A 21,176-nucleotide genomic window follows, 5' to 3' on the forward strand; every position below is an offset into this window, starting at 1 on the left:
CACTAGTAGAAGAATGAGGGCTTTCTTACCAAAGGGAGCTCCCATGTCCATTCGCTCACGCAGCGCACGCGTCCTGTGCCTGCTGCCGATCGCCCTGGCGGCATGCGGCGACAAGCCCGCCGCCGACGCCCGCACGGCGGCGCCCCTGGTCGAGACCGTTCTCGTCCAGGACGCACCGGCCGCCGCCCGTTCATTCACCGGCACCGTCGGCGCGCGGGTCCAGAGCGATCTGGGCTTCCGTGTGCCGGGCAAGGTGGTGCAACGCCTCGTCGATGTCGGCCAGACTGTCCACCGTGGCCAGCCCCTGATGCGCATCGATCCCATCGACCTCGGCCTGCAGGCCAGGGCCCAGGCCGAAGCGGTGACGGCCGCCCGCGCCCGCGCGCGCCAGGCGGCCGACGACGAAGCCCGTTACCGCGACCTCGTGGCGGAGGGCGCCGTGTCGGCGTCCGCGTACGAACAGCTGAAGGCTGCCGCCGACTCGGCCCGGGCCCAGTTGAGCGCCGCCGAGGCGCAATACGACGTCGCCCGCAACGCGGCCGGCTATGCGGTACTCGTGGCGGACGCGGACGGCGTCGTCGTCGACACGCTGGCGGAGCCGGGGCAGGTCGTCGGCGCCGGCCAGCCCGTCGTGCGCCTCGCGCACGCGGGGCCGCGCGAGGCGGTCGTCCAGCTGCCCGAGACGATGCGGCCCCGGCTCGGATCGCAGGCGCAGGCCACGCTGTACGGCGGACAGGCCGCCGGCGTGGCCCGGTTGCGGCAGCTCGCGGACGCCGCCGACCGTCTCACGCGCACGTACGAGGCGAAATACGTCCTCGACGGACCGCTGGCCGACGCGCCGCTCGGCGCCACCGTCACCCTGCGCCTGGACGGCGAGGGGCGTGCGGACGCGTTGAAGACCGGCGCGCTGCAGGTCCCGGCCGCAGCCGTCCTCGACGCGGGCAAGGGCAGCGGCGTCTGGACCGTGGCGGGGGACCCGGCGAGGGTGATGTGGCGCAAGGTCGACGTGCTCGCGATCGGCGACGACATGGCGCGCGTGACGGGCCAGTTGAAGCCGGGCGAGCGCGTGGTTGCGCTGGGTGCACATCTGCTGCACGAAGGCGACACCGTGCGCGTCGACCGTGCTGCGCGCCAGGTCGCCGCCGCAACCGCGCAGGGAGCCGCCCGATGAGCCGCTTCAATCTGTCCGCACTGGCCGTACGGGAACGGTCCGTCACACTGTTCCTCATCCTGCTGGTCTCGCTGGCCGGCGTGCTGGCCTTCCTGAAGCTGGGCCGGGCGGAAGACCCGCCGTTCACCGTCAAGCAACTGACGGTGATCACCGCCTGGCCGGGCGCCACCGCCCGCGAGATGCAGGACCAGGTGGCGGAGCCGCTCGAAAAGCGCATGCAGGAACTCCGCTACTACGACCGTGCGGACACCTACACCCGTCCCGGCCTCGCGTTCACGACGGTCACGCTGCTGGACAGCACGCCGCCCGCCGACGTGCCCGACCAGTTCTACCAGGCGCGCAAGAAACTGCAGGACGCGCAGGGCGCGCTCCCCGCCGGCGTCATCGGCCCGATGGTCAACGACGAATTCGCCGACGTCACGTTCGCCCTGTATGCCCTGAAGGCCCGCGGCAAACCGGCCCGCCTGCTCGTGCGCGATGCCGAAACACTGCGCCAGCGCCTGCTGCACGTGGCCGGCGTCAAGAAGGTCAACATCATCGGCGAGCAGGCCGAGCGCATCTTCGTGTCGTTCTCGCACGACCGCCTCGCCACGCTCGGCATCGCCCCGCAGGACATCTTCGCCGCGCTGAACGCGAGCAACGTCCTGACGCCGGCCGGGTCGATCGACACGAAGGGCGCGCAAGTCTTCGTCCGCCTCGACGGCGCCTACGACGAACTGCAGAAAATCCGCGACACGCCCGTCGCCAGCCAGGGCCGCACATTGAAACTGGCCGACATCGCGACGGTCGAACGCGGTTACGAAGACCCGGCAACCTTCCTCATCCGGAATAACGGCGAGCCGGCGCTGCTGCTGGGCGTCGTGATGCGCGATGGCTGGAACGGTCTCGACCTGGGCAAGGGGCTGGATGCCGAAGTCGCGTCCATCAACAAGGACGCCCCGCTGGGCATGAGCCTTGCCAAGGTGACCGACCAGGCCGTGAACATCAGCGGCGCCGTCGATGAATTCATGATCAAGTTCTTCGTCGCGCTCCTCGTCGTGATGGTTGTCTGTTTCCTCAGCATGGGCTGGCGCGTGGGACTCGTCGTCGCCACGGCCGTGCCGCTGACCCTGGCCGCCGTCTTCGTCGTGATGGCCGCGACGGGCAAGAACTTCGACCGCATCACCCTCGGCTCCCTGATCCTCGCGCTCGGCCTGCTCGTCGACGACGCCATCATCGCCATCGAAATGATGGTCGTGAAGATGGAAGAGGGCTACGACCGCGTGCAGGCATCCGCGTACGCATGGAGCCATACGGCGGCCCCGATGCTGTCCGGCACACTGATCACGGCCATCGGCTTCATGCCGAATGGCTTCGCGAAATCGACTGCCGGCGAATACACGAGCAATATGTTCTGGATCGTGGGGATCGCCCTCGTCACCTCGTGGATCGTCGCCGTCGTGTTCACACCCTACCTGGGCGTCAAACTCCTGCCGGCGATTCCGAAGATCGAAGGCGGTCATCACGCCATCTATGACACGCCGAACTACAACCGGTTCCGGCGGCTGCTGGGCACCGTGATCCGGCGCAAATGGCTCGTCGCGCTGATCGTGATCGGCACCTTCGTGCTGGCCGGCGCCGGCATGGCCATCGTCAAGAAGCAGTTCTTCCCGACGTCCGACCGCCCGGAGGTACTGGTCGAGGTGCAAATGCCCTACGGGACGGCGATCGGGCAGACGTCCGCCGCCGCGGCGAAGGTCGAGGCGTGGCTGGCGAAGCAGAAGGAAGCGCGCACGGTCACCGCGTACGTCGGCCAGGGCGCGCCGCGTTTCTACCTTGCGATGGCGCCCGAGCTGCCCGACCCGTCGTTCGCCAAGATCGTGATCCGTACCGAGAACGAAGCCGAACGCGACGCGCTCAAGCTGCGCCTGCGCGCGGCCATCGCCGACGGCCTGGCGCCGGAGGCCCGGGTGCGCGTCACGCAGCTCGTGTTCGGCCCGTACTCGCCGTATCCGGTCGCGTTTCGCCTGTCCGGCCCGGACCCGGACACGCTGCGCGCCAACGCCGCGAAGGTGGAATCCATCCTGCGCGCCAGCCCGCAGATGCGCACCGTGAACACGGACTGGGGCGCGCGCGTGCCGGCCCTGCATTTCACCCTGGACCAGGACCGTTTGCAGGCCGTCGGCCTCACGTCGGCCAGCGTGGCGCAGCAGCTGCAGTTCCTGTTGAGCGGCGTGCCCGTCACGGCGGTGCGCGAGGACATCCGCCCGGTGCAGGTCGTCGCCCGCGCGGCCGGCGACGTGCGCCTGGATCCGGCGCGCATCAACGCCTTCACGCTCGTCGGCGCGGCGGGACAGCGCATTCCGTTGTCGCAGGTGGGCACGGTCGAGGTCCGGCCGGAAGAACCGGTGCTGCGCCGGCGTGACCGCGTGCCGACCATCACCATCCGCGGCGACATCGCGGACGGTCTGCAGCCACCGGACGTGTCGCTCGCCATGCAGCAGGCGCTGCAACCGGTCGTGGCGGCGCTGCCGGCCGGCTACAGGCTGGAGATGGCCGGATCGATCGAGGAGGCGGGCAAGGCGAATGCCGCGCTGCTGCCGCTGTTCCCGGTCATGCTCGCGTTCACGCTGTTGATCATCGTGTTCCAGGTGCGCTCGATCGCGTCGATGGTGATGGTGTTCCTGACCAGTCCGCTGGGCCTGATCGGCGTCGTGCCGACCCTGATCCTGTTCCGCCAGCCGTTCGGCATCAATGCGCTCGTGGGGCTCGTGGCGTTGTCCGGGATCCTGATGCGCAATACGCTGATCCTGATCGGGCAGATCGACCACAACCGCAAGGAAGGCCTGGCGCCGTTCGACGCCGTCGTCGAGGCGACCGTGCAGCGCGCGCGGCCCGTCATCCTGACGGCGCTGGCGGCGATGCTGGCCTTCATTCCGCTCACGCACTCCGTGTTCTGGGGCACGCTCGCGTACACGCTGATCGGCGGCACGTTCGCGGGCACGGTGATGACGCTCGTGTTCCTGCCCGCGATGTACGCGATCTGGTTCCGGATCGCACCGGCCGCCGAACCCGCACCGGCACTGGGCGAGGCGGCGCCGGCCTGAGGCCGCAATAAAAAGCCCGGGCGGGCCTTGCGGCACCGCCCGGGCTTTTGTCAGCTGTGACCGGAATCAGAACTGGTTCATGGTGTTGTGCTTGCCGCCGGCCTTCAGGGCTGCTTCGCCGCTGAAGTATTCCTTGTGGTCGTCGCCGATGTCCGAACCGGACATGTTCTGGTGCTTGACGCAGGCGATGCCCTGGCGGATTTCCTTGCGCTGCACGCCGGCCACGTAGCCCAGCATGCCCTGGTTGCCGAAGTACTCCTTGGCCAGGTTGTCCGTCGACAGGGCGGCCGTGTGGTAGGTCGGCAGCGTGATCAGGTGGTGGAAGATGCCCGCTTCGCGTGCCGCGTCGGCCTGGAACGTGCGGATGCGCTCGTCGGCAACCTTGGCCAGGATCGAGTCGTCGTACTCGGCGCTCATCAGGTGGGCGCGGTCGTAGGCCGACACGTCTTCGCCGCGCGACTTCATGCCGTCGTACACCTGCTGGCGGAAGTTCAGGGTCCAGTTGAACGACGGGCTGTTGTTGTACACCAGCTTCGCGTTCGGGATGACCTTGCGGATTTCCTTCACCATGCCGCCGATCTGGCCGATGTGCGGTTTCTCGGTTTCGATCCACAGCAGGTCGGCGCCATTCTGCAGCGAGGTGATGCAGTCGAGGACGCAGCGTGCTTCGCCCGTGCCTTCGCGGAACTGGAACAGGTTGCTCGCCAGGCGCTTCGGACGCAGCAGCTTGCCGTTACGCTGGATCACGACGTCGCCGTTCTTCAGTTCAGCGGCCGCGATTTCTTCCGCGTCGAGGAAGCTGTTGTACTGGTCGCCCAGGTCGCCCGGCTCGTGGGTGACGGCGATCTGCTTGGTCAGGCCGGCGCCCAGCGAGTCGGTACGGGCCACGATGACACCGTCGTCCACGCCCAGTTCGAGGAACGCGTAGCGCACGGCGCGGATCTTCGCGAGGAAATCTTCATGCGGGACCGTGACCTTGCCGTCCTGGTGGCCGCACTGCTTTTCGTCCGACACCTGGTTTTCCAGCTGGATGCAGCACGCGCCCGCTTCGATCATCTGCTTGGCCAGCAGGTAGGTCGCTTCCGCGTTGCCGAAGCCGGCGTCGATGTCGGCGATGATGGGCACGACGTGCGTGACGAAGTTGTCGATCTTGTCCTGGATCGCGGCCTTGGCGGCGCCTTCGGCGGCGTCCAGCTGGCGGAACAGGCCGCCCAGTTCACGGGCGTCGGCCTGGCGCAGGAACGTGTACAGCTCCTTGATCAGCGCCGGGACAGCGGTCTTTTCGTGCATCGACTGGTCCGGCAGCGGGCCGAATTCCGAGCGCAGGGCGGCGATCATCCAGCCCGACAGGTAGAGGTAGCGGCGATCGGTGCTGTTGAAATGCTTCTTGATCGAGATCAGCTTCTGCTGACCGATGAAGCCGTGCCAGCAGCCCAGCGACTGCGTGTACTTGGAGGGATCGGCGTCGTAGTTCGCCATGTCGCGGCGCATGATTGCGGCCGTGTAGCGGGCGATGTCGAGGCCGGTCTTGAAGCGGTTCTGCGCACGCATGCGGGCGGCGGATTCCGGATTGATGGCGTCCCAGCCGCTACCGTACTGCTGCTTGAGGGTGGCGATGGCCTGGATATCGTTTTGGTACTCGGACATGTCGAACTCCATGAAAAGTGAATCGAAAGTGGTGAAGCGCATGGGTTCATCATAAGAGATCCAGAGTGCCTAAATCTTCTGTCTTATATAAGACATAGAACTAAAATTAAACTAGTGAATTCAATGAGTTATCTCAAGCATTCCGCAATGCGGCAAAGAATTTTGCGAAATGGAATATTCATCCCACCTATTGAAAGCCTGAAATTCCACATCGTGGAACGTTATTCAGCCGAGTGAAAAATTCGGGGTCAGAGCACATTTCCGCTCAATGTCGAGGACGCAACAATCGGCCGGACAAAGCGCCTGACTTATCGCGGCGGTTGTAAGCAGTGAGAGGAGAGGGGGCGAGAGGCTGGCTGGCGCCATTGCTTCAAGGATCGTGCCCCAAAAAGGGCTCTGACCCCGAAGTTCGACGGGCAAAAAAAAAGCCCGCTGTTTGGCGGGCTTGAATCTATTTTCTTGGAGGAAGATAGAGGAGACAGGAAGCATTGTGCTGCAATGCACAAGAACCGTCCAATGATGTTTCGTGATGAGCGTCATCCGTCAGGCGCATGACTGCTCGTTTGCGGCGATCAGAGGTGGTAGTGGCCGGCGCGTTCCGGCTGGTAGAGCACTTCGACGATTTCCACCCCGAGCGTCCGGCCATCGGGATGCGTCCACTCGATGCGGTCGCCTTCCGCCAGGCCCAGCAGGGCACTGCCGACAGGCGACAGCACGGACACCGTGTCGTCGCCCTGGCCGGCTTCTTTCGGATAGACGAGCGTCTTGCACCATTCGCTTTCCTTGCCGTCCAGCCGGAAGCGGACGGTGGAACGCATGGTCACGACGCGGGGCGGCATGTCCCACGGCGCGACGACGTCGGCCCGCGCGAGTTCGTCCGCCAGGGCGTCGCGCGCGGGTGCCTGAGCGGATGGCAGGCGGTCCAGCAGCAGGTCGATGCGGTCGAGATCGACCGTCGAGATGGTGATGATGGGCAGCATGTGGACACCTCCTTCATTCGAAGTGGAGCAGCAGCCAGCCGAGCGGCAGGCAGACGGCGAGGGCCAGGCCGATGCGCTGGCGCAGGCGTCTGCGCTGCGCGATCAGGTCGTTGAGCGTGCGGATGCTGGGCGGGCGGCGGAACAGCGAGGGTCGATTGATCTTCATGAGTAGTCTCTTTATGTCCTGGACAGGAATGTGTCATGGCCGCCCGATACGGATCGGGCGGATGGGATATGTTGTGTGAGCCCGGCCAACGGCGATGCCGCCGCCGAGCTTAATGAAGCCGGGCGAGGCGGCGCGGCAGGGAGTAGTCGGAAAGGCGCGTGCAGGCCGCCGTCGCGCGGACGGGGGCCTCAGGCTGTTGGCATTTCAGGAAATTCTCGTGAGCCATTGCACTGCCATGAACCGTGTATCGATGACCCATTGTACATCTCGTGGCCGCAAAGTGGCGCGCCATTCGATGAGCGCCATGGCCGGCTTCGGCAGGCACAAGGCGGCGTGATCAGCGCATGGCGTCGAGCTCCGCGGCCAGCACGCCGACGAGCTCCGCCGCCGGCATCGAACGCGCCAGCGGATACGCCTGGCCTGCCCAGTTCACCGAATAATCCTGGTTGCCGCGGCTGAACGCGGCCGCGTGCAATGCCTTGGCGGCGTCGTACGCGATCGGATAATCGGGCACGGGCGGGTGGCCGGGACCGCCGATCTCGTCGAAGAAGCGGTTCACGATGCCGCGCGCGGCGCGTCCCGAGATGGCGTCCGTCATGGCGGTCCGCGCGCAACCGTCGCGCAGCAGCGCGCGGTGGTGCGGCGTGGCGGCGGACTCCGGCGCCAGGATGAACGCGGTGCCCAGTTGCGCGGCGCCCGCGCCCAGGCGCAGTGCGGCGGCGATGCCGCGGCCGTCCATGATGCCGCCCGCGGCGACGATCGGGATGTCCACGGTGGCGCGCACCAGTTGCACGAGCGCGAACGTACCCAGGCCCGCATCCGGTTGCGCCGGATCGAACGTGCCGCGGTGGCCGCCCGCCTCGATACCCTGGGCGACGACGACGTCGATGCCGGCCGCCTCGATGGAACGCGCTTCCTGCGGCGACGTCGCGGTGGCCATCAGCACGACGCCGGCTGCGTGGAGGCTCGCCACCTGCGATGGCGTCGGCAGGCCGAAATGAAAGCTGACGACGGCGGGGCGTTCCTCGACGAGCACGGCGAGCATGGCCGGATCGTCGAGGAAGCTCGTGTAGATCTCGCGCAGCGCCAGCGGCGCCGTGGCCTCCTGCGCGTCGAAGTGGGCGGCGAGCCAGTCCAGCCAGGCGGCTTCGCGGCGTGCGTCGGCGCGGGCGGGGCGGTGCGCGAACACGTTGACGTTGAACGGCTTGTCCGTCAGGGCGCGCACGGCGCGGATCGCGGCGCGCGCCTGTGTGGCGTTGCCGGCGCCGACGGCGATGGAACCGAGGGCGCCGGCGTTCGAGACGGCGGCCGCCAGCGCGGCTGTCGATACGCCCGCCATGGGCGCCTGGATGATGGGGTGAACGATGCCGAGGCGGCCGGACAGGGAGGTGTGCATGATGGGCTCCGAATGAGGTTGACGGCTTAGCCTAGCGCGGGTCCCATGTGTCGATAAACCAAGTAAGATGCAGGATTGTTGATACACCGTGTAATGAATGGGAGCCTTCGATGAGCCGCCAGTTCGACGACATCCTGCTCGGCAGCATCGAGCTGTTCTGCTCCGCCGCGGAACTGGGCAGCTTCACGGCCGCGGCGACGGCGGCGGCCGTCACCCCGGCCGCCGTCAGCCGCGCGGTCTCGCGCCTGGAAGCGCGCCTCGGCGTGCGCCTGTTCGTGCGCACCACGCGCACCCTGCACCTGACGGAAGCGGGCCGCGAGTACTTCGACCAGTGCCGGCAGGCGCTGGCCCAGCTCGTCGAGGCCGAACGCGCCGTCACGGGCCGCCAGAGCGCGCCGTCCGGCCTGCTGCGCATCAGCATGCCCACGCCGTATGGCCATTACCGCGTGCTGCCGATCCTCCCCGAATTCACGCGCCGCTATCCGGACGTGAAGGTCGATTTCCACCTCAGTAACCGCAACGTCGACTTCGGCGACGAGGGCTTCGATCTCGCGATCCGGGGCCGGGCGCCGGCCGATTCGACCATGATCTCGCGCCCGCTGGAAGACGCGGAACTGGTGGTGGTCGCCGCGCCCGAGTACCTCAAGCGCGCGGGCACGCCGAAAACGCCGGACGACCTGCGCGGCCACAACTGCATCCAGTTCGCGCTGCCCAGCACGGGCCGCAACATCCCGTGGCTGTTCCGCGTGGACGGCGAGGACACCGAACTGCCGACGGAGGGCCTGTACTGCTGCGCCGAGGACATCCTGGGCGCCGTCACGCTGGCGCGCTCGGGCGGCGGCATCTTCCAGACCTACCGCTTCATCGTCGACGCCGACGTGGCGGCCGGCCGCCTCGTCGAACTGCTGCCCGCGTACGGCGGCAGCGCGCGCCCGTTCTGCCTGATCTACCCGCATAACCGGCACGTGGCGCTGCGCGTGCGCGCGTTCGTCGATTTCCTCGTCGAATCCCTGCGTGCGACGCCCCGCCGCAAGTGATTCATTACGCGATGTAACGATTGTCTTGTCGTAACCCATCTTTTTCCGCGTTCAGGCAGTTCCTATAGTTGTCTCCACGGACGGCGCACCGGCGCCGCTCAGACAACCAAGGAGAACAGCATGAACGCAACCACGAACAACCGTCGTACCGTCGTCATCACCGGCGCCTCCAGCGGCATCGGCCTCGCACTGGCCAAGGCCTACAGCGACCGCGGCGACAACGTCGTCGGCAATGCCCGCAGCGCGGCACGCCTGGACGAAGCGGCCGCCCAGCTTGGCAATCCGGCCAACTTCGTCGGCGTCGCCGGCGACATCGCCGAGCCGGCCACGGCGCAGGCCCTGTTCGAGACCGCGATCGCCCGCTTCGGCAAGGTCGACATCCTGATCAACAATGCCGGCATCTTCAATGCCAAGCCGTTCCACACCTACACGCCGGAAGAAGTCGACCGCCTCGTCGACACGAACCTGAAAGGCTTCTTCTACCCGTCGCAACGCGCCGCCGAGCACATGGCCGCCAACGGCAGCGGCCACATCGTGAACATCACGGCGAGCATCGCGGTGCAGCCGAACGTGAAAGTCCCTGCCGTCCTGCCCGTACTCGTCAAGGGGGGCCTGAACAGCGCGACGCGCGCCCTGGCGATCGAGCTGGCGGCGCATGGCGTGAAGGTGTCGGCCGTGGCGCCGGGGATCATCGAGACCCCGCTGCACGCCGACTACGAAGGGACGCGGGCCTTCTACAACACGCTGGCCCCGAGCGGCACGACCGGCACGACGGACGACGTCGTCGAGGCGGTGTTGTACCTGACGGACGCGCGCTTCACGAGCGGCGTCGTGCTGAGCGTGGACGGCGGCGCCTCCGCCGGCACGTGGTAATCAATCTTTCGATCAAGGAGAACATCATGCCCTACATCCTCATCCAGGTGACCGACGAAGGCGTCACGAAGGACCAGAAGGAAGCCATGATCGCCGGCGCGACCGACCTCATGGTGAAAGTACTGAACAAGGATCCGGAAGCGACGTTCGTCGTCATCGACGAAGTCAACACCGACAACTGGGGCCACGGCGGCGAAGTCGTGACCAAGCGCCGCCAGCGTGAAGCGGCAAAAAAAGGAGCGGCAAAATGAGCAAATCCATCGTCATCGTCTTCCACAGCGGCTACGGCCACACCCGCAAGATCGCGGAGGCGGTCGCGGAAGGAAGCAGGGGGCACCTGCTGGCCATCGACGCCGACGGCAACCTGCCGGACGACGCCTGGGACAAGCTGGGCGCCGCCGACGCGATCGTGTTCGGCTCGCCGACCTACATGGGCAACGTGAGCTGGCAGTTCAAGAAATTCGCCGACCAGTCGTCGAAGGTGTGGTTCACGCAGGGCTGGAAGGACAAGCTGGCCGCCGCGTTCACGAATTCGGCGTCGGTCGCGGGCGACAAGCAGACGGCCTTGTACACGATGTTCACGCTGGCGCAGCAGCACGGCATGGCGTGGGTCGGTACGGGCCTCATGCCCAGCAACGCCAAGTCCGCGCAGCGCGACGACGTGAACTACCTGTCCTCGTTCGCCGGCCTGGCCACCGCGACCCCGTCGGACGCTTCGCCCGACGAGATGGTCCCCGGCGACATCCGCACCGCGATCCTGTTCGGCCAGCGCGTGCGCGCGACGGCCGAGCGCCTCGCCTGACGGCCATGGACGACCATCGGGCCATCGCCGCGGTCCTCGGCGACTACTTCAAGGGCCTGTACGCGGGGGACACGGCGTTGCTGCGCACCGTGTTCCACCCGGCCGCCGCGCTGTTCGCGGAGCTGGGCGGCCGGTCCTACCACAAGGGGCTGGACGCGTACCTGGACGGCGTCGCGCAGCGGGCGTCGCCCGCGTCGTTGGGCGAGCCGTACCGCATGCGGGTGCTGGCGATCGACGTCACGCACGACATCGCGATGGCGCGCGTGCACGTGCCGGCGCTCGGGTTCAATTACGTGAACTACCTGTCGCTCGTGCGCTGGGAGGGGCGCTGGGTGATCGTCAACAAGGTATTTGCCGACGTGCCGACGGAGGGCTAGCACCGCCCGCGCGCCGGTGCCTCCATCCAAAGACGGAGCCGGTTTCGCGGGCGGGGGTGTAGATTCGGGCGATCCGATTCAACCGTAAAGGAGTACCCCATGACGACCCCCGACCTCGATCTCATCCACACCCGCGCCGCCGCCCCCGCCGACGGCTTCGACCGCACGGTGCGCACGGCCGGCCGCGTGCTCGTCGGCGTGCTGTTCCTGTGGGCCGGCATCGACAAGGTGCAGGGCTGGCAGGGCGCGCTGCAGGAAGTGGTGGCGGGCGGATTGCCGGCGCCCGCGCTGATGCTGGCGCTGACGATCCTGCTGCAGGTGGCCGGTGGCGCCGCGATCATCGCGGGACGGTTATTGAAGCCCGCGTGCTGGGCGCTGGCCGGCTTCACGGCGTTGGCGACCGTGCTGTATCACGGCTTCTGGCATGCGACCGGTGCCGCGCGCCATGCGGAACTGATTCCGTTCATGGAGCACGTGTGCATCGTGGGCGGGCTGCTGGTGGTGTCGACGCTGGAACCCGGGCGCCGTTGATCAACTGCCGACCGGGCTGCGCCACACGACCCGGTTCCTGCCGTCCTGCTTGGCGCGGTACAGGTGTTCGTCCGCCGCCTCGAACAATTCGGCCGCGCTCTCCGGTCCATGGCCGCCGAGCGTCGCGCCACCCACGCTGACCGTGAGCACCGGCGCAACCTGCGACGCCGCGTGCGGCATTTCCAGGGCGGCGATCGCCGCGCAGATCTCGTCCACCACGTGGCGCGCCTGGACGATGTCCGTATCCGGCAGCAGCAGCACCAGTTCCTCGCCGCCGTAGCGCGCCGCCAGGTCGGCCGGGCGGCGCAGGCCGGTCACCGTCGTGCGCGCGACGGCGCGCAGGGCGCGGTCGCCGGCCGGGTGGCCGTAATAATCGTTGTACTGCTTGAAGGCGTCGATGTCGAGCAGCGCCAGCGACAGCGGCCAGCCGTTGCGCTGCGCGCGCTGCCATTCCTGCGCGTACAGCTCGTCGAAGCGGCGCCGGTTCGCCAGTTCCGTCAGGCCGTCCACGTGCGCGAGGCGTTCCAGCATGCGGCGCTGGCGCACGAGCTGCAGGTGCAGCGCCACGCGCGCCATCACGACGGTGGCGTTGAACGGTTTGGCGATGTAGTCGGCGGCGCCCATCTTGAGGCCGTTCGCCTCGTCTTCCGGGCGGTCAAGGCCTGAGATGAAGATTACGGCGATCTGCTCCGTCTGCGGATCGGCGCGCAACCGGCGCAGCACCTCGTAGCCGTCCAGGTCCGGCATCATCACGTCGAGCAGGATCAGGTCCGGCGCATGGCGCGTGGCCCGTTCCAGCGCCTGTTCGCCGTTCTTCGCCAGCAGCACCGTGTATTCCGGCTTGAGCAGCTCGGCCAGCACCTGGCGGTTGATCACGTCGTCGTCGGCGATCAGGACTTTTTGCGGTTCCACGTTCACGATGCGGCCTCCACGCGGCTGTCGACGGCGCGCTCCAGCTCGTCGAGATGGACCAGCGCGCGCTCGTATTCGATCTCGTCGACGGCGGCGCGGATGGCCGCCAGCGGCGCCGCGTGGCGCGGATCGGCCAGCGCGGCCTGCAACTCGGCCAGCGCGTCCTCGGCGCGCGCGTCGTCCGTTTCCAGGAAGCCGCGCAGGCGCGCCAGCAGGGCGCCCGCATCCAGGCCGCTGACGGCCGGTGCCTGGACGGCGTCGATGCGGGCCAGGCCGGACAGCACGCTGTCCAGCGCGACGATCAGGTCCGGCGCCAGCACCGGAACCCGGTCGGCGCGGCCGGCGCGCAGTTCCTGCTCCAGGTTGCCCGCGAGCGTGGCCAGCGGCATGGCGCCGATGTAGGCCGCGCCCGATTTCAGGTTGTGCGACAGGGATTGCAGCGGCGCGTAGTCGCCGTGCGCCAGCGCGTCGCGCATCGCCTGCGGTGCCTGCACGTACTCGCGCAGGAAGCTGGCGATGCGGCGGCGCAGGCGCTGCTGCTGGCCGCCGGCGTTGGCCAGCGCACGGTTCCAGTCGATGCCGCGCACGAGCGGCAGCGCCGTGGTCGCGGCCGGGACGGGGACAGCCGGGGCGGACACGGCCTGCGGGGCCGTGCGGCCTTCCAGGCGGCGCGGATCGATCCACTTGACGAGGGTGCGCAGCAGCAGGTCCGGGTCGATCGGCTTGACGACGTGGTCGTTCATGCCGGCGGCCAGGCTCTTCTCCCGGTCGCCCGCCATCGCATGGGCCGTCATCGCGACGACCGGCACGTCGGCACAGCCGGGCAGGGCGCGGATCGCGCGCGTGGCCGAGTAGCCGTCCATCTCGTGCATCTGGATGTCCATCAGTACGAGGTCGTAGTCGCCCGTTTTCGCCATGCGCACGGCCTCCTGGCCGCCGGTAGCTACGTCGACCTGCATGCGCGCCACGGCGAGGAAGTCGAGCGCGACCTCGCGGTTGTTGGCGTTGTCGTCGACGAGCAGGATGCGCGCGCCGGCCAGGCGGTCGGCATCCGGGCGCTGGCCGGCGGGCGCCGGCGCACGCTGTGCCGGCGCGGCCAGGTCGGGGCGCAGCACCTGCAGCAGGCTGTCGTACAGCAGCGCCGGGCCGACCGGCTTGGTGAGGAAGCCGGACAGCGGCAGGTCGCCTTCCTGCTGCAGCACGCCTTCGCGCGTGCAGGCGCTGACCATCAGGATCGCGGGCGGCGCCGCGAAGCGCGCGTCGGCGCGGATGCGGCGGATCGTCTCCACGCCATCCCAGCCGGGCATCATGTAATCCATCAGCACGACCTGGTACGGCGCGCCGTCCTGCACGCCCTGCGCCAGCCGCGCCAGCGATTCCTCGCCCGACGCGACGGCGTCGGCCTGGATGCCGAAGCCCACCAGCATCTCGACGAGAGCGTCGCGCGCGCCCGCGCTGTCGTCGACGACCATCACGCGCATGCGCTGCAGTTCCGCGCCCGGCGTGGCGGCCGCCGCGGCATCGGCGTCGGCGATGCCCAGCGGGACCGTGAAGGTGAACCGGCTGCCCACGCCCGGCGTGCTGGTGACCGTGATCGTGCCGCCCATCAGTTCGACGAGCTGCTTCGAGATCGACAGGCCCAGGCCCGTGCCGCCGTACTTGCGGGTGATCGAGTTGTCGGCCTGCGTGAACGACTGGAACAGGCGCGCGAGCTGGTCGGCGTCCATGCCGATGCCGGTGTCGCTGACGGAGAAGCGCAGCATCACGCGGTCCGCCTCGCGTTCGACGACGTCGACGGCGACGACGATCTCGCCGTCCTCGGTGAACTTGACCGCGTTGTTGGTCAGGTTGATCAGGACCTGGCCCAGGCGCAGCGGATCGCCCACGAGGCGGCCCGGCACGCCGCGCGGCACGCAGAACACGAGTTCGACGCGGCGCGCATCCGTCTTGATGGCGGCGATGCTGGCCAGGTGTTCGAGCATGTCGTCGAGGTCGAACGGCACCTTGTCGAGCGTCATGCGGCCGGCCTCGATCTTGGAAAAGTCGAGGATGTCGTTGATGATGCCCAGCAGGTGCTCGCCCGCGCCGAGGATCTTGCCGAGGTAGTTGCGCTGCTTCGGATTCGGATCGGCCATCAGCGCAAGGCGGCTCATGCCGATGATCGCGTTCATCGGCGTGCGGATCTCGTGGCTCATGTTGGCCAGGAATTCCGATTTCATGCGGGTCGCCGCCTCGGCGCGGACCATCGCGTCCTGGATGCTCTTGGTGCGCAGGCCGAGGATGCGCATGAACACGAGCATGTCGAACGTGCCGCCGAACTGCGTGGAATTCAGCGTCCAGTAGGTGGCGTCCATGCCGCCCTTGATCACCTGCGCCTGGACGACGGAGCTCATGAAGCTCGCGGCCCAGCCGACGAGGAAGTAGATGCCGACCGTGTCCCCGCGGCGCGCGCGGTTGAAGGCGCCGGGGAGGCCCAGCAGCATCGGCATGATGCCCAGCGAGCCGACGACGGCGACCAGGGCCTCGTCGTGGATCAGGCCGAGGCCGAAGGCAATGGCGGCGATCACGCACAGCACGGCGCCCGCCTGCATCAGGCGGGGGAAGATGCGGTCGACGCCGGGCCGGGTCAGCGCGGATCCGACGAACAGGTAGGCGCCGCACGACGTCATCAGGGAGATGATGCCGGTGGCGTTCGCGGTGGCCCACGCGCTGGCGCCCCACAGGTATTCGGCGCCGAGGCCCCACCACGCGATGTTGTACAGGGCCAGGCCGCCGATCAGCAGCGAGTACTTGGCGAACAGGCTTTCGCGCAGGTTGGCCCATTGCGCGAGGCTGTACAGCAGCAGGCACAGGAACAGGCCCGTGAGGATGCCCTGCACGAGGCGGTCGCGCAGCGCTTCCTCGTAGAACACGCCCGGTTTCGCGAAGCTGATCGGCAGGATCTTCGGACCGTTGGTCTCCACGCGCAGCAGCACGTCGTAGCGCTGGCCCGGCTCCAGTTGCAGCAGGAAGGCCGGCACCGGGCCGCCATGGAAGATCGACGGCCGCTCGCCCGTGCGCTCCGACCCGGCCTGCGCATGGCGCTCGATGCGGCCGCCGCGCACGAGGTACATGTCGACGCGGTTCAGCAGCCCGAAGTCGACCTTCAGTGTCCACGCGCCGTCGGTGTCGGGCGCCGGCTGCACGGGCACGCGCACCCAGACGACGCCTTTTTCCATGCCCAGCGTGGCGTACGCGGATTGCGGGACCGCGAAGCGCCCGGGCGCGGCGACGAGGTCGGCGACGTCGAGGCGGCCGGCAGGGTCGCGCACGAGCGTGACGGCGGGCCACGCCTCGACGCGGGGCACGGCGTCGTCCAGCACGAGCGGCGCCGGGGCGGCATGGGCCACGTTCAGCAGGAACAGCAGCGCGAAGAGACGGAATACGGACATCGTTTATCCTTGTTGGGCGGCGGGCTTGAGGCGCCCGGTGAAACGGCGCTCGAGGGCATTGACCCAGCGCGGCGCCTTCTCGTCATTGTGCCATGCGTGCACGGCGTCGCCGACTTCGCCGAGCAGCGTGTCCGGCAGTTTCAGCGGACGGGTCTCGTCCATCAGCAGCTTGACCGTGAGGTTGTAGCCGAGGATGCGCGTAATGAGGCGCGAGATCGAGAAGCCGGGGAACACGAGGCGCGCGATGGCGTCGACGCCGCGGATGAAGCCGAACACCAGCACGAACAGGCCGCGCGACAGCAGCGACACGCGCTTGTCGAGGCCCAGGTCGCGCGAGGACTCCTTGCCGATCAGGCGGCGCGTGAGGAGCACCGGGAACGGCTTCAGGATGCGCAGCGGGAGGTAGCGCTGGATGTTCGCCATCAGCGCACCGGCCAGCGCCGGGCGCGGGTCGTCCTTGCGCTGCTGGCCGCGCACCTGCGCCTGGATCGCCGTGAACATGCGTTCCGCGTCCGCCATCGTGTCCGTCATCTGCTCGCGTTCGATGCCGAGCACGGCGCCCAGTACGTTCCAGGCATGCATGTAGGCTTCCTCGTCGCCGGGCGCCAGGCGCAGGCCGAGGCGGCGCAGGCCCTGCAGGAACACGTAGTTGAAGGTGAGGAGCGTGTAGCCCAGTTCTTCCTGGTTGCAGGGCAGGCCGAGCCGGTCGATGTCCCAGCCGTGCGCATACAGCACCTGCGGCATCGTCTTCGCCTGCGTCAGCAAGCGGGGCAGATGGCGCGGCGCCACGAGGGCCTCGGCCACGTCCCCGCGCAGCACGAGGTGGCGGATCATCGCGTGGATCAGGCGCACCTTGATGGCCTGCGCGACGCCGCCGCCGGAAGGCGCCGTCAGGCCGCCGCGCATCATGACGGGGAAGATCATGGCGGCGGTGGCGCGCACGCGGTAGTCCGTGTGCTGTTCCAGTTCGCCGGCCGCGTGCAGCACGGCCGCGAGGTCCGGCATGATGTAGCACTGGGGCAGGCTGGCGCAGAACAGCAGCGTGCACGAGGCCATGCTCATCTCCATGAACAGGACTTCGGCGCGCGCGATCTTCGCCGCGTCGGCCCAGTCGGGCAGCACGCGCGCCTTCGCGACGTACTCCTCGAGCGCGGCGGCCATGTCGGGCGGCAGGCCGGGGCTGGCGCGCCAGCCGTCCAGGTCACCGTTCAACTGCCAGCGCGCGATCTCCTGGTTCAGCAGGCCGATCGTCGCCATGTCCGGACCGCCGGGATGGCCGGGGCCCAGGATGCGCGCGATGGTGGAATCGGCCAGCGGGTCGGCACGCAGCGCCGGGTTGTCGACGAGGCCGGGCTCGAGGGCGTCGCGTCTCATGCGGCCTCCTGCAGCGTCTCGGCCGGCAAGGCGGCCGGCGTGACTTCGTCGGTGGCGGGACGGGCCAGGATGCCTTGCCAGCGCAGCAGGCCGATGGTGGCCGCGAGCAGCGGGAAGCCCATCGCGAACAGCGCGATCGTGCGCGCCTCGACGGGGTAGCCGAGCAGCACCTGGAACACCATCAGGCCGGCGTAGACGCCCAGCGGCACGAACACGTGGCGCATCGTCGGCAGCACGGTGCCCGCATCGGCAGGCTTCGTGCGCACGCGCGCGAGGCGGCGGAACGCGAACAGGATCGCGAACGATACCGTCATCCAGCCGGCGAAGCCCTGCACGGTCTCGCCGAACCACCAGCCGTCCTTCTCCGTCATGATCCAGGCCTTCAGCACGTAGACCATGTACGGGTCGACACCGAGGTCGTAGCACGTGACGACCATCGCGCCCAGCAGCGCCATGATGGCGTCGTGGCCCAGCGACGCGGGGCGGTCGACGGGGTCCTGCCACACGATCAGGTTGGCGATCACGTAGCCGACGTACGTCAGCGCGAACCACATCAGCGGGATCACGATGGGCACGTCGCCCAGGGCCGGCCCGAGCACGGGCGTGTAGTCGTAGCTGCCGAAGAACCAGCCGTACGAGGACCCGAGCTGCTCGGCGAGCCAGCCGAAACTCGTTGCGATGGCGACGAGGCGCAGCGCGGCGGTGCCGCCCAGCAGGTGGGCGGCACTGGCCCAGCAGCAGCCGAACATCAGCAGCGAGCTGGCGACGAGGGCCATGGTGGTCTCGCCGCCGATGCGCTTGGCGAGAACGAGCAGGAAAACCACCAGCAGGGTGCCGGTGATGACGGGCAGACGACGGCGCAGCAACGGGGTCATATAAGGCTCCAAAGGCACGACGCAACAATGAAAATTGCGGCCGCCGAATGCGCGGCGGCCGCGTTCCGAATCAGAAGCGGTAATCGAAGCGGACGTCGGCCGTGCGCGGCTCGGTCGGCACGGCGAGACCCGACGAACTGATCGTCATCGGCCGCACCTTGTCCTCGACGTTGCGCACGCGTGCGAGCACGCTCCACGGCGCGCCATCCGGCTCCCAACCGAGACGCAGGTCGGACTCCGTATGACCGGGGACGCGGAACTTCAGGCCCGCCTGCGACACGCCCAGCAGGTAGCCGGCGCTCGCGCGGGTGCCCGCACCGGCCGTCAGCACGCCGCTGCCGAGGTGTAGGCGATGTTCCCAGCCGAGCGACAGGGTGCGCGCCGGCGTGCGGTCCAGCTTGACTCCGGCCCAGGAATGCACGCCGTCCGGCATGTAGCTGGCGTAGTGCGCGTCGAGCAGGGTGAGGGCATACGTGAAGCGGTCGGCGCTCGTCGCGAGCACCTGGCCATCCGCCTCCAGGCCGCGGATCGACGCCGCGCCCGCGTTCGTCGTTTCGTAGCGCGGGCGGCCGTTGATCACGACCTCGTTCGACAGCTGCAGGTTGCGGTAGTCGTAGTGGAACACGGCCACGTTCAGGCTTGCGCGTCCGTCCAGGAAGCGGGTCTTGACGCCCGCCTCGTAGGCGCGCACGGTCTCCGGCCGGTACGTGAGGCTGGCGGCCGGCAGCGCGGTGGCGGCGGGGCAGCCGACGCCGTTGCGCGAATCGCCCGCGGCGCAGCCGTCGTTGAAGCCGCCCGCCTTGTAGCCGGTCGCGATCGAGCCGTAGACGAGGGTGGCCGGGGCCAGGTCGTAGTCGAGGCCCAGGCGCCACGTCGTCTTGTCGGTGGAAATGCTGCCGGCGTTCAGCTCGCGCAGGTCGGTGGCCGCGTTGAACGTCGCAGTGCGCTGGTAGCCGATATAGCCGACGCGCGACTTGTCGTCTTCCGTATAGCGGGCGCCGGCCGTGGCGCGCAGGCCGTCCGCCAGGCGGACCGTCGCCTGTCCGAATACGGCCTTGCTCCGGGATTCGACCGGGTCGTTGCCGAACACGTAGTAGGGCGGCAGGCCGACGGCCTGCAGGTCGCGGAAATAGTAGGTGTCGCGCGCGCGTTCGCGGAACCAGTACACGCCGCCCTGGGCGCTCACGGGGCCGGCGCCGTTCGTCGCGAGGCGCAGTTCGTGCGAATCCTGGCTGTACGTGCCGGTGAACGGCTGGCGCACGCCCAGCGCGATCGTCGGCGCCACGCGGTAGTAGAAGTTGTACAGGTAGTCGTGGTCGAAGCTGCGGTGCCCGCCCAGCCACGACAGCGTCGCCGGGCCGAGGTCCCAGCTCAGGTCCGCCGTCAGGCTGGACGCCTTCTTGTGCGAGTAGCCCTGTTCGAACCGCGTGTTCGGCGGGTTGAAGCGATAGGTCAGCTGCCGGTCGGTGGAATCGCCGTTCCACACCGGCTGGCCGGTGGCGATGCCGCTGTAGAAATTCGAGTCGGGCACCGTGCTGTCGTTGTTGCTGTCGTCGCGGCTCGCTTCGTAGCGGACGAGCAGCGTGGCGTTCTTGCCGAGTGCCAGCCTGGCCGACAGGCGCGCGGCGCGGTCGTCGCGGTCCAGGCCCAGGCCGCGCGGCGTGTTCGAACCGTTCTTCAGGTAAGAGTCGTGCTCGTTCCAGGTGGCGGCGGCGCGCAGCGCGAGCACGTCGTTCACCGGCACGTTGACCATGGCGCCGACCTTGCGCTCGCCATGGTTGCCGAAGGTGGCGTTGACGTCGCCCTCGAAGCGGTCGACGGGCGCCTTCGTGATCACATTGACGACGCCGGCCGTCGTGTTGCGGCCGTACAGCGTGCCCTGCGGACCGCGCAGCACTTCGATGCGCTCGACGTCGTACAGCGCCGTGTTCTGGCTCTGCGGCCGCGCAACATAGACGCCGTCGACCATGAAGGCGGCCGACGTGTCGCCCTTTTCCGTGACGTCCGCATTGGAGACGCCGCGGATCGTGATGCGCAGGCCGTCGTACGAGTTTTCCAGGTACGTGTTGGGCAGGCGCGCGGCGAGGGCACCCGGCGTGTCGGCGCCGATCGCGTCGAGCTGGCGCGCCGTGAGCACGCTCATTGCCACCGGCGTCTTCGATTCCGGCGCGGCCGTCCGCTGCGCCGTGACGATCACCTCCTGGATGCCGCCGTCTTGTGTCTCCACCTGCGCGCACGCCGGCGCGCTCCATGCGATCGCCGCGATCGACATGGCGAGCAGGTTGGGGGTCGACCGACCCTGCTGATTCTTCATGAACTATCCCAGTTTTTTTATAGTGTTTGCTTGGTGCGCCGTGTCTTGTGCACTGGCGCCACCTGCCTGCGTGATTTTCGTGAGAGTTTATTGCAGGCGGGTGAAACGGAGGAGTCTATCAGGTAGTGCGAACGGGCAATAGTGTCCAGTTACCACAAAGTGATGCAATATGGTTAACAAATCGTCGTTTTCGGGCTTGTGAGG

17 protein-coding genes are annotated in these 21,176 nt (G+C 68.3%); 8 read left to right on the forward strand and 9 right to left on the reverse strand.

Annotated elements, in window-relative coordinates; genetic code table 11:
• The first annotated feature begins 43 nt into the window (after positions 1 to 43).
• Together P0M04_RS20155 and P0M04_RS20160 are read left to right on the forward strand one after the other, a co-directional pair.
• Entirely contained in the window at positions 44 to 1,171 is a 1,128-nt protein-coding gene (locus P0M04_RS20155) for an efflux RND transporter periplasmic adaptor subunit (RefSeq protein ID WP_259447336.1), read from the forward strand.
• Positions 1,168 to 4,257: an efflux RND transporter permease subunit gene (locus P0M04_RS20160; RefSeq protein WP_259447335.1), complete on the forward strand. Its 3,090-nt coding sequence runs from the start codon at positions 1,168 to 1,170 to the stop codon at positions 4,255 to 4,257. Before P0M04_RS20155 ends, P0M04_RS20160 begins: the two co-directional genes overlap by 4 nt.
• Positions 4,258 to 4,323: 66 nt before the next feature.
• Here the strand turns inward: P0M04_RS20160 and P0M04_RS20165 are convergent, their stop codons facing one another.
• The 4 genes from P0M04_RS20165 to P0M04_RS20180 form a co-directional block, all read right to left on the reverse strand.
• Entirely contained in the window at positions 4,324 to 5,904 is a 1,581-nt protein-coding gene (locus P0M04_RS20165) for an isocitrate lyase (protein WP_259447334.1), read from the reverse strand.
• A 572-nt stretch (positions 5,905 to 6,476) separates the two neighbouring features.
• Complete coding sequence (gene rnk / locus P0M04_RS20170) at positions 6,477 to 6,884, reverse strand: nucleoside diphosphate kinase regulator (protein WP_259447333.1); 408 nt, start codon at positions 6,882 to 6,884, stop codon at positions 6,477 to 6,479.
• Positions 6,885 to 6,897: 13 nt separating this feature from the next.
• Entirely contained in the window at positions 6,898 to 7,050 is a 153-nt protein-coding gene (locus P0M04_RS20175; protein WP_259447332.1) for a hypothetical protein, read from the reverse strand.
• Positions 7,051 to 7,387: 337 nt separating this feature from the next.
• The gene (locus tag P0M04_RS20180; RefSeq protein WP_259447331.1) at positions 7,388 to 8,446 is read right to left on the reverse strand and encodes an NAD(P)H-dependent flavin oxidoreductase; all 1,059 of its coding nucleotides are present in this window, start codon (positions 8,444 to 8,446) and stop codon (positions 7,388 to 7,390) included.
• Between the two features lie 110 nt (positions 8,447 to 8,556).
• Here P0M04_RS20180 and P0M04_RS20185 point away from each other — a divergent pair, with 110 nt between their 5' ends.
• The 6 genes from P0M04_RS20185 (at position 8,557) to P0M04_RS20210 (ending at position 12,066) form a co-directional block, all read left to right on the forward strand.
• Positions 8,557 to 9,483, forward strand: coding sequence for a LysR family transcriptional regulator (locus P0M04_RS20185; protein ID WP_259447330.1), 927 nt, complete (start codon positions 8,557 to 8,559; stop codon positions 9,481 to 9,483).
• Between the two features lie 120 nt (positions 9,484 to 9,603).
• Complete coding sequence (locus tag P0M04_RS20190; RefSeq protein WP_259447329.1) at positions 9,604 to 10,356, forward strand: SDR family NAD(P)-dependent oxidoreductase; 753 nt, start codon at positions 9,604 to 9,606, stop codon at positions 10,354 to 10,356.
• Between the two features lie 26 nt (positions 10,357 to 10,382).
• The gene (locus P0M04_RS20195) at positions 10,383 to 10,607 is read left to right on the forward strand and encodes a tautomerase family protein (protein ID WP_259447328.1); all 225 of its coding nucleotides are present in this window, start codon (positions 10,383 to 10,385) and stop codon (positions 10,605 to 10,607) included.
• On the forward strand, positions 10,604 to 11,158 hold the full coding sequence (locus P0M04_RS20200; protein WP_259447327.1) for a flavodoxin family protein: 555 nt from the start codon (positions 10,604 to 10,606) through the stop codon (positions 11,156 to 11,158). The genes P0M04_RS20195 and P0M04_RS20200 overlap by 4 nt, the downstream gene beginning before the upstream one ends.
• Positions 11,159 to 11,163: 5 nt before the next feature.
• Complete coding sequence (locus P0M04_RS20205) at positions 11,164 to 11,535, forward strand: nuclear transport factor 2 family protein (RefSeq protein ID WP_259447326.1); 372 nt, start codon at positions 11,164 to 11,166, stop codon at positions 11,533 to 11,535.
• 99 nt (positions 11,536 to 11,634) lie between these two features.
• On the forward strand, positions 11,635 to 12,066 hold the full coding sequence (locus tag P0M04_RS20210; protein WP_259447325.1) for a DoxX family protein: 432 nt from the start codon (positions 11,635 to 11,637) through the stop codon (positions 12,064 to 12,066).
• Here P0M04_RS20210 and P0M04_RS20215 read toward each other — a convergent pair whose 3' ends face one another.
• From P0M04_RS20215 to P0M04_RS20235, 5 genes are all read right to left on the reverse strand, one after another.
• The gene (locus P0M04_RS20215; RefSeq protein WP_259447324.1) at positions 12,067 to 12,984 is read right to left on the reverse strand and encodes a diguanylate cyclase; all 918 of its coding nucleotides are present in this window, start codon (positions 12,982 to 12,984) and stop codon (positions 12,067 to 12,069) included.
• Complete coding sequence (locus P0M04_RS20220) at positions 12,981 to 16,409, reverse strand: hybrid sensor histidine kinase/response regulator (protein ID WP_259447323.1); 3,429 nt, start codon at positions 16,407 to 16,409, stop codon at positions 12,981 to 12,983. Before P0M04_RS20220 ends, P0M04_RS20215 begins: the two co-directional genes overlap by 4 nt.
• A gap of 3 nt (positions 16,410 to 16,412) precedes the next feature.
• Entirely contained in the window at positions 16,413 to 17,783 is a 1,371-nt protein-coding gene (locus P0M04_RS20225) for an oxygenase MpaB family protein (protein WP_259447322.1), read from the reverse strand.
• Positions 17,780 to 18,658 carry a carotenoid biosynthesis protein gene (locus P0M04_RS20230; protein ID WP_259447321.1) on the reverse strand — a complete coding sequence of 293 codons (879 nt, stop codon included), beginning with the start codon at positions 18,656 to 18,658 and terminating at the stop codon, positions 17,780 to 17,782. Before P0M04_RS20230 ends, P0M04_RS20225 begins: the two co-directional genes overlap by 4 nt.
• Before the next feature lie 70 nt (positions 18,659 to 18,728).
• The gene (locus P0M04_RS20235; RefSeq protein WP_259447320.1) at positions 18,729 to 20,972 is read right to left on the reverse strand and encodes a TonB-dependent receptor; all 2,244 of its coding nucleotides are present in this window, start codon (positions 20,970 to 20,972) and stop codon (positions 18,729 to 18,731) included.
• Positions 20,973 to 21,176: the final 204 nt, after the last annotated feature.

Source organism: Telluria mixta (assembly GCF_029223865.1).
Taxonomy (GTDB): domain Bacteria; phylum Pseudomonadota; class Gammaproteobacteria; order Burkholderiales; family Burkholderiaceae_D; genus Telluria; species Telluria mixta.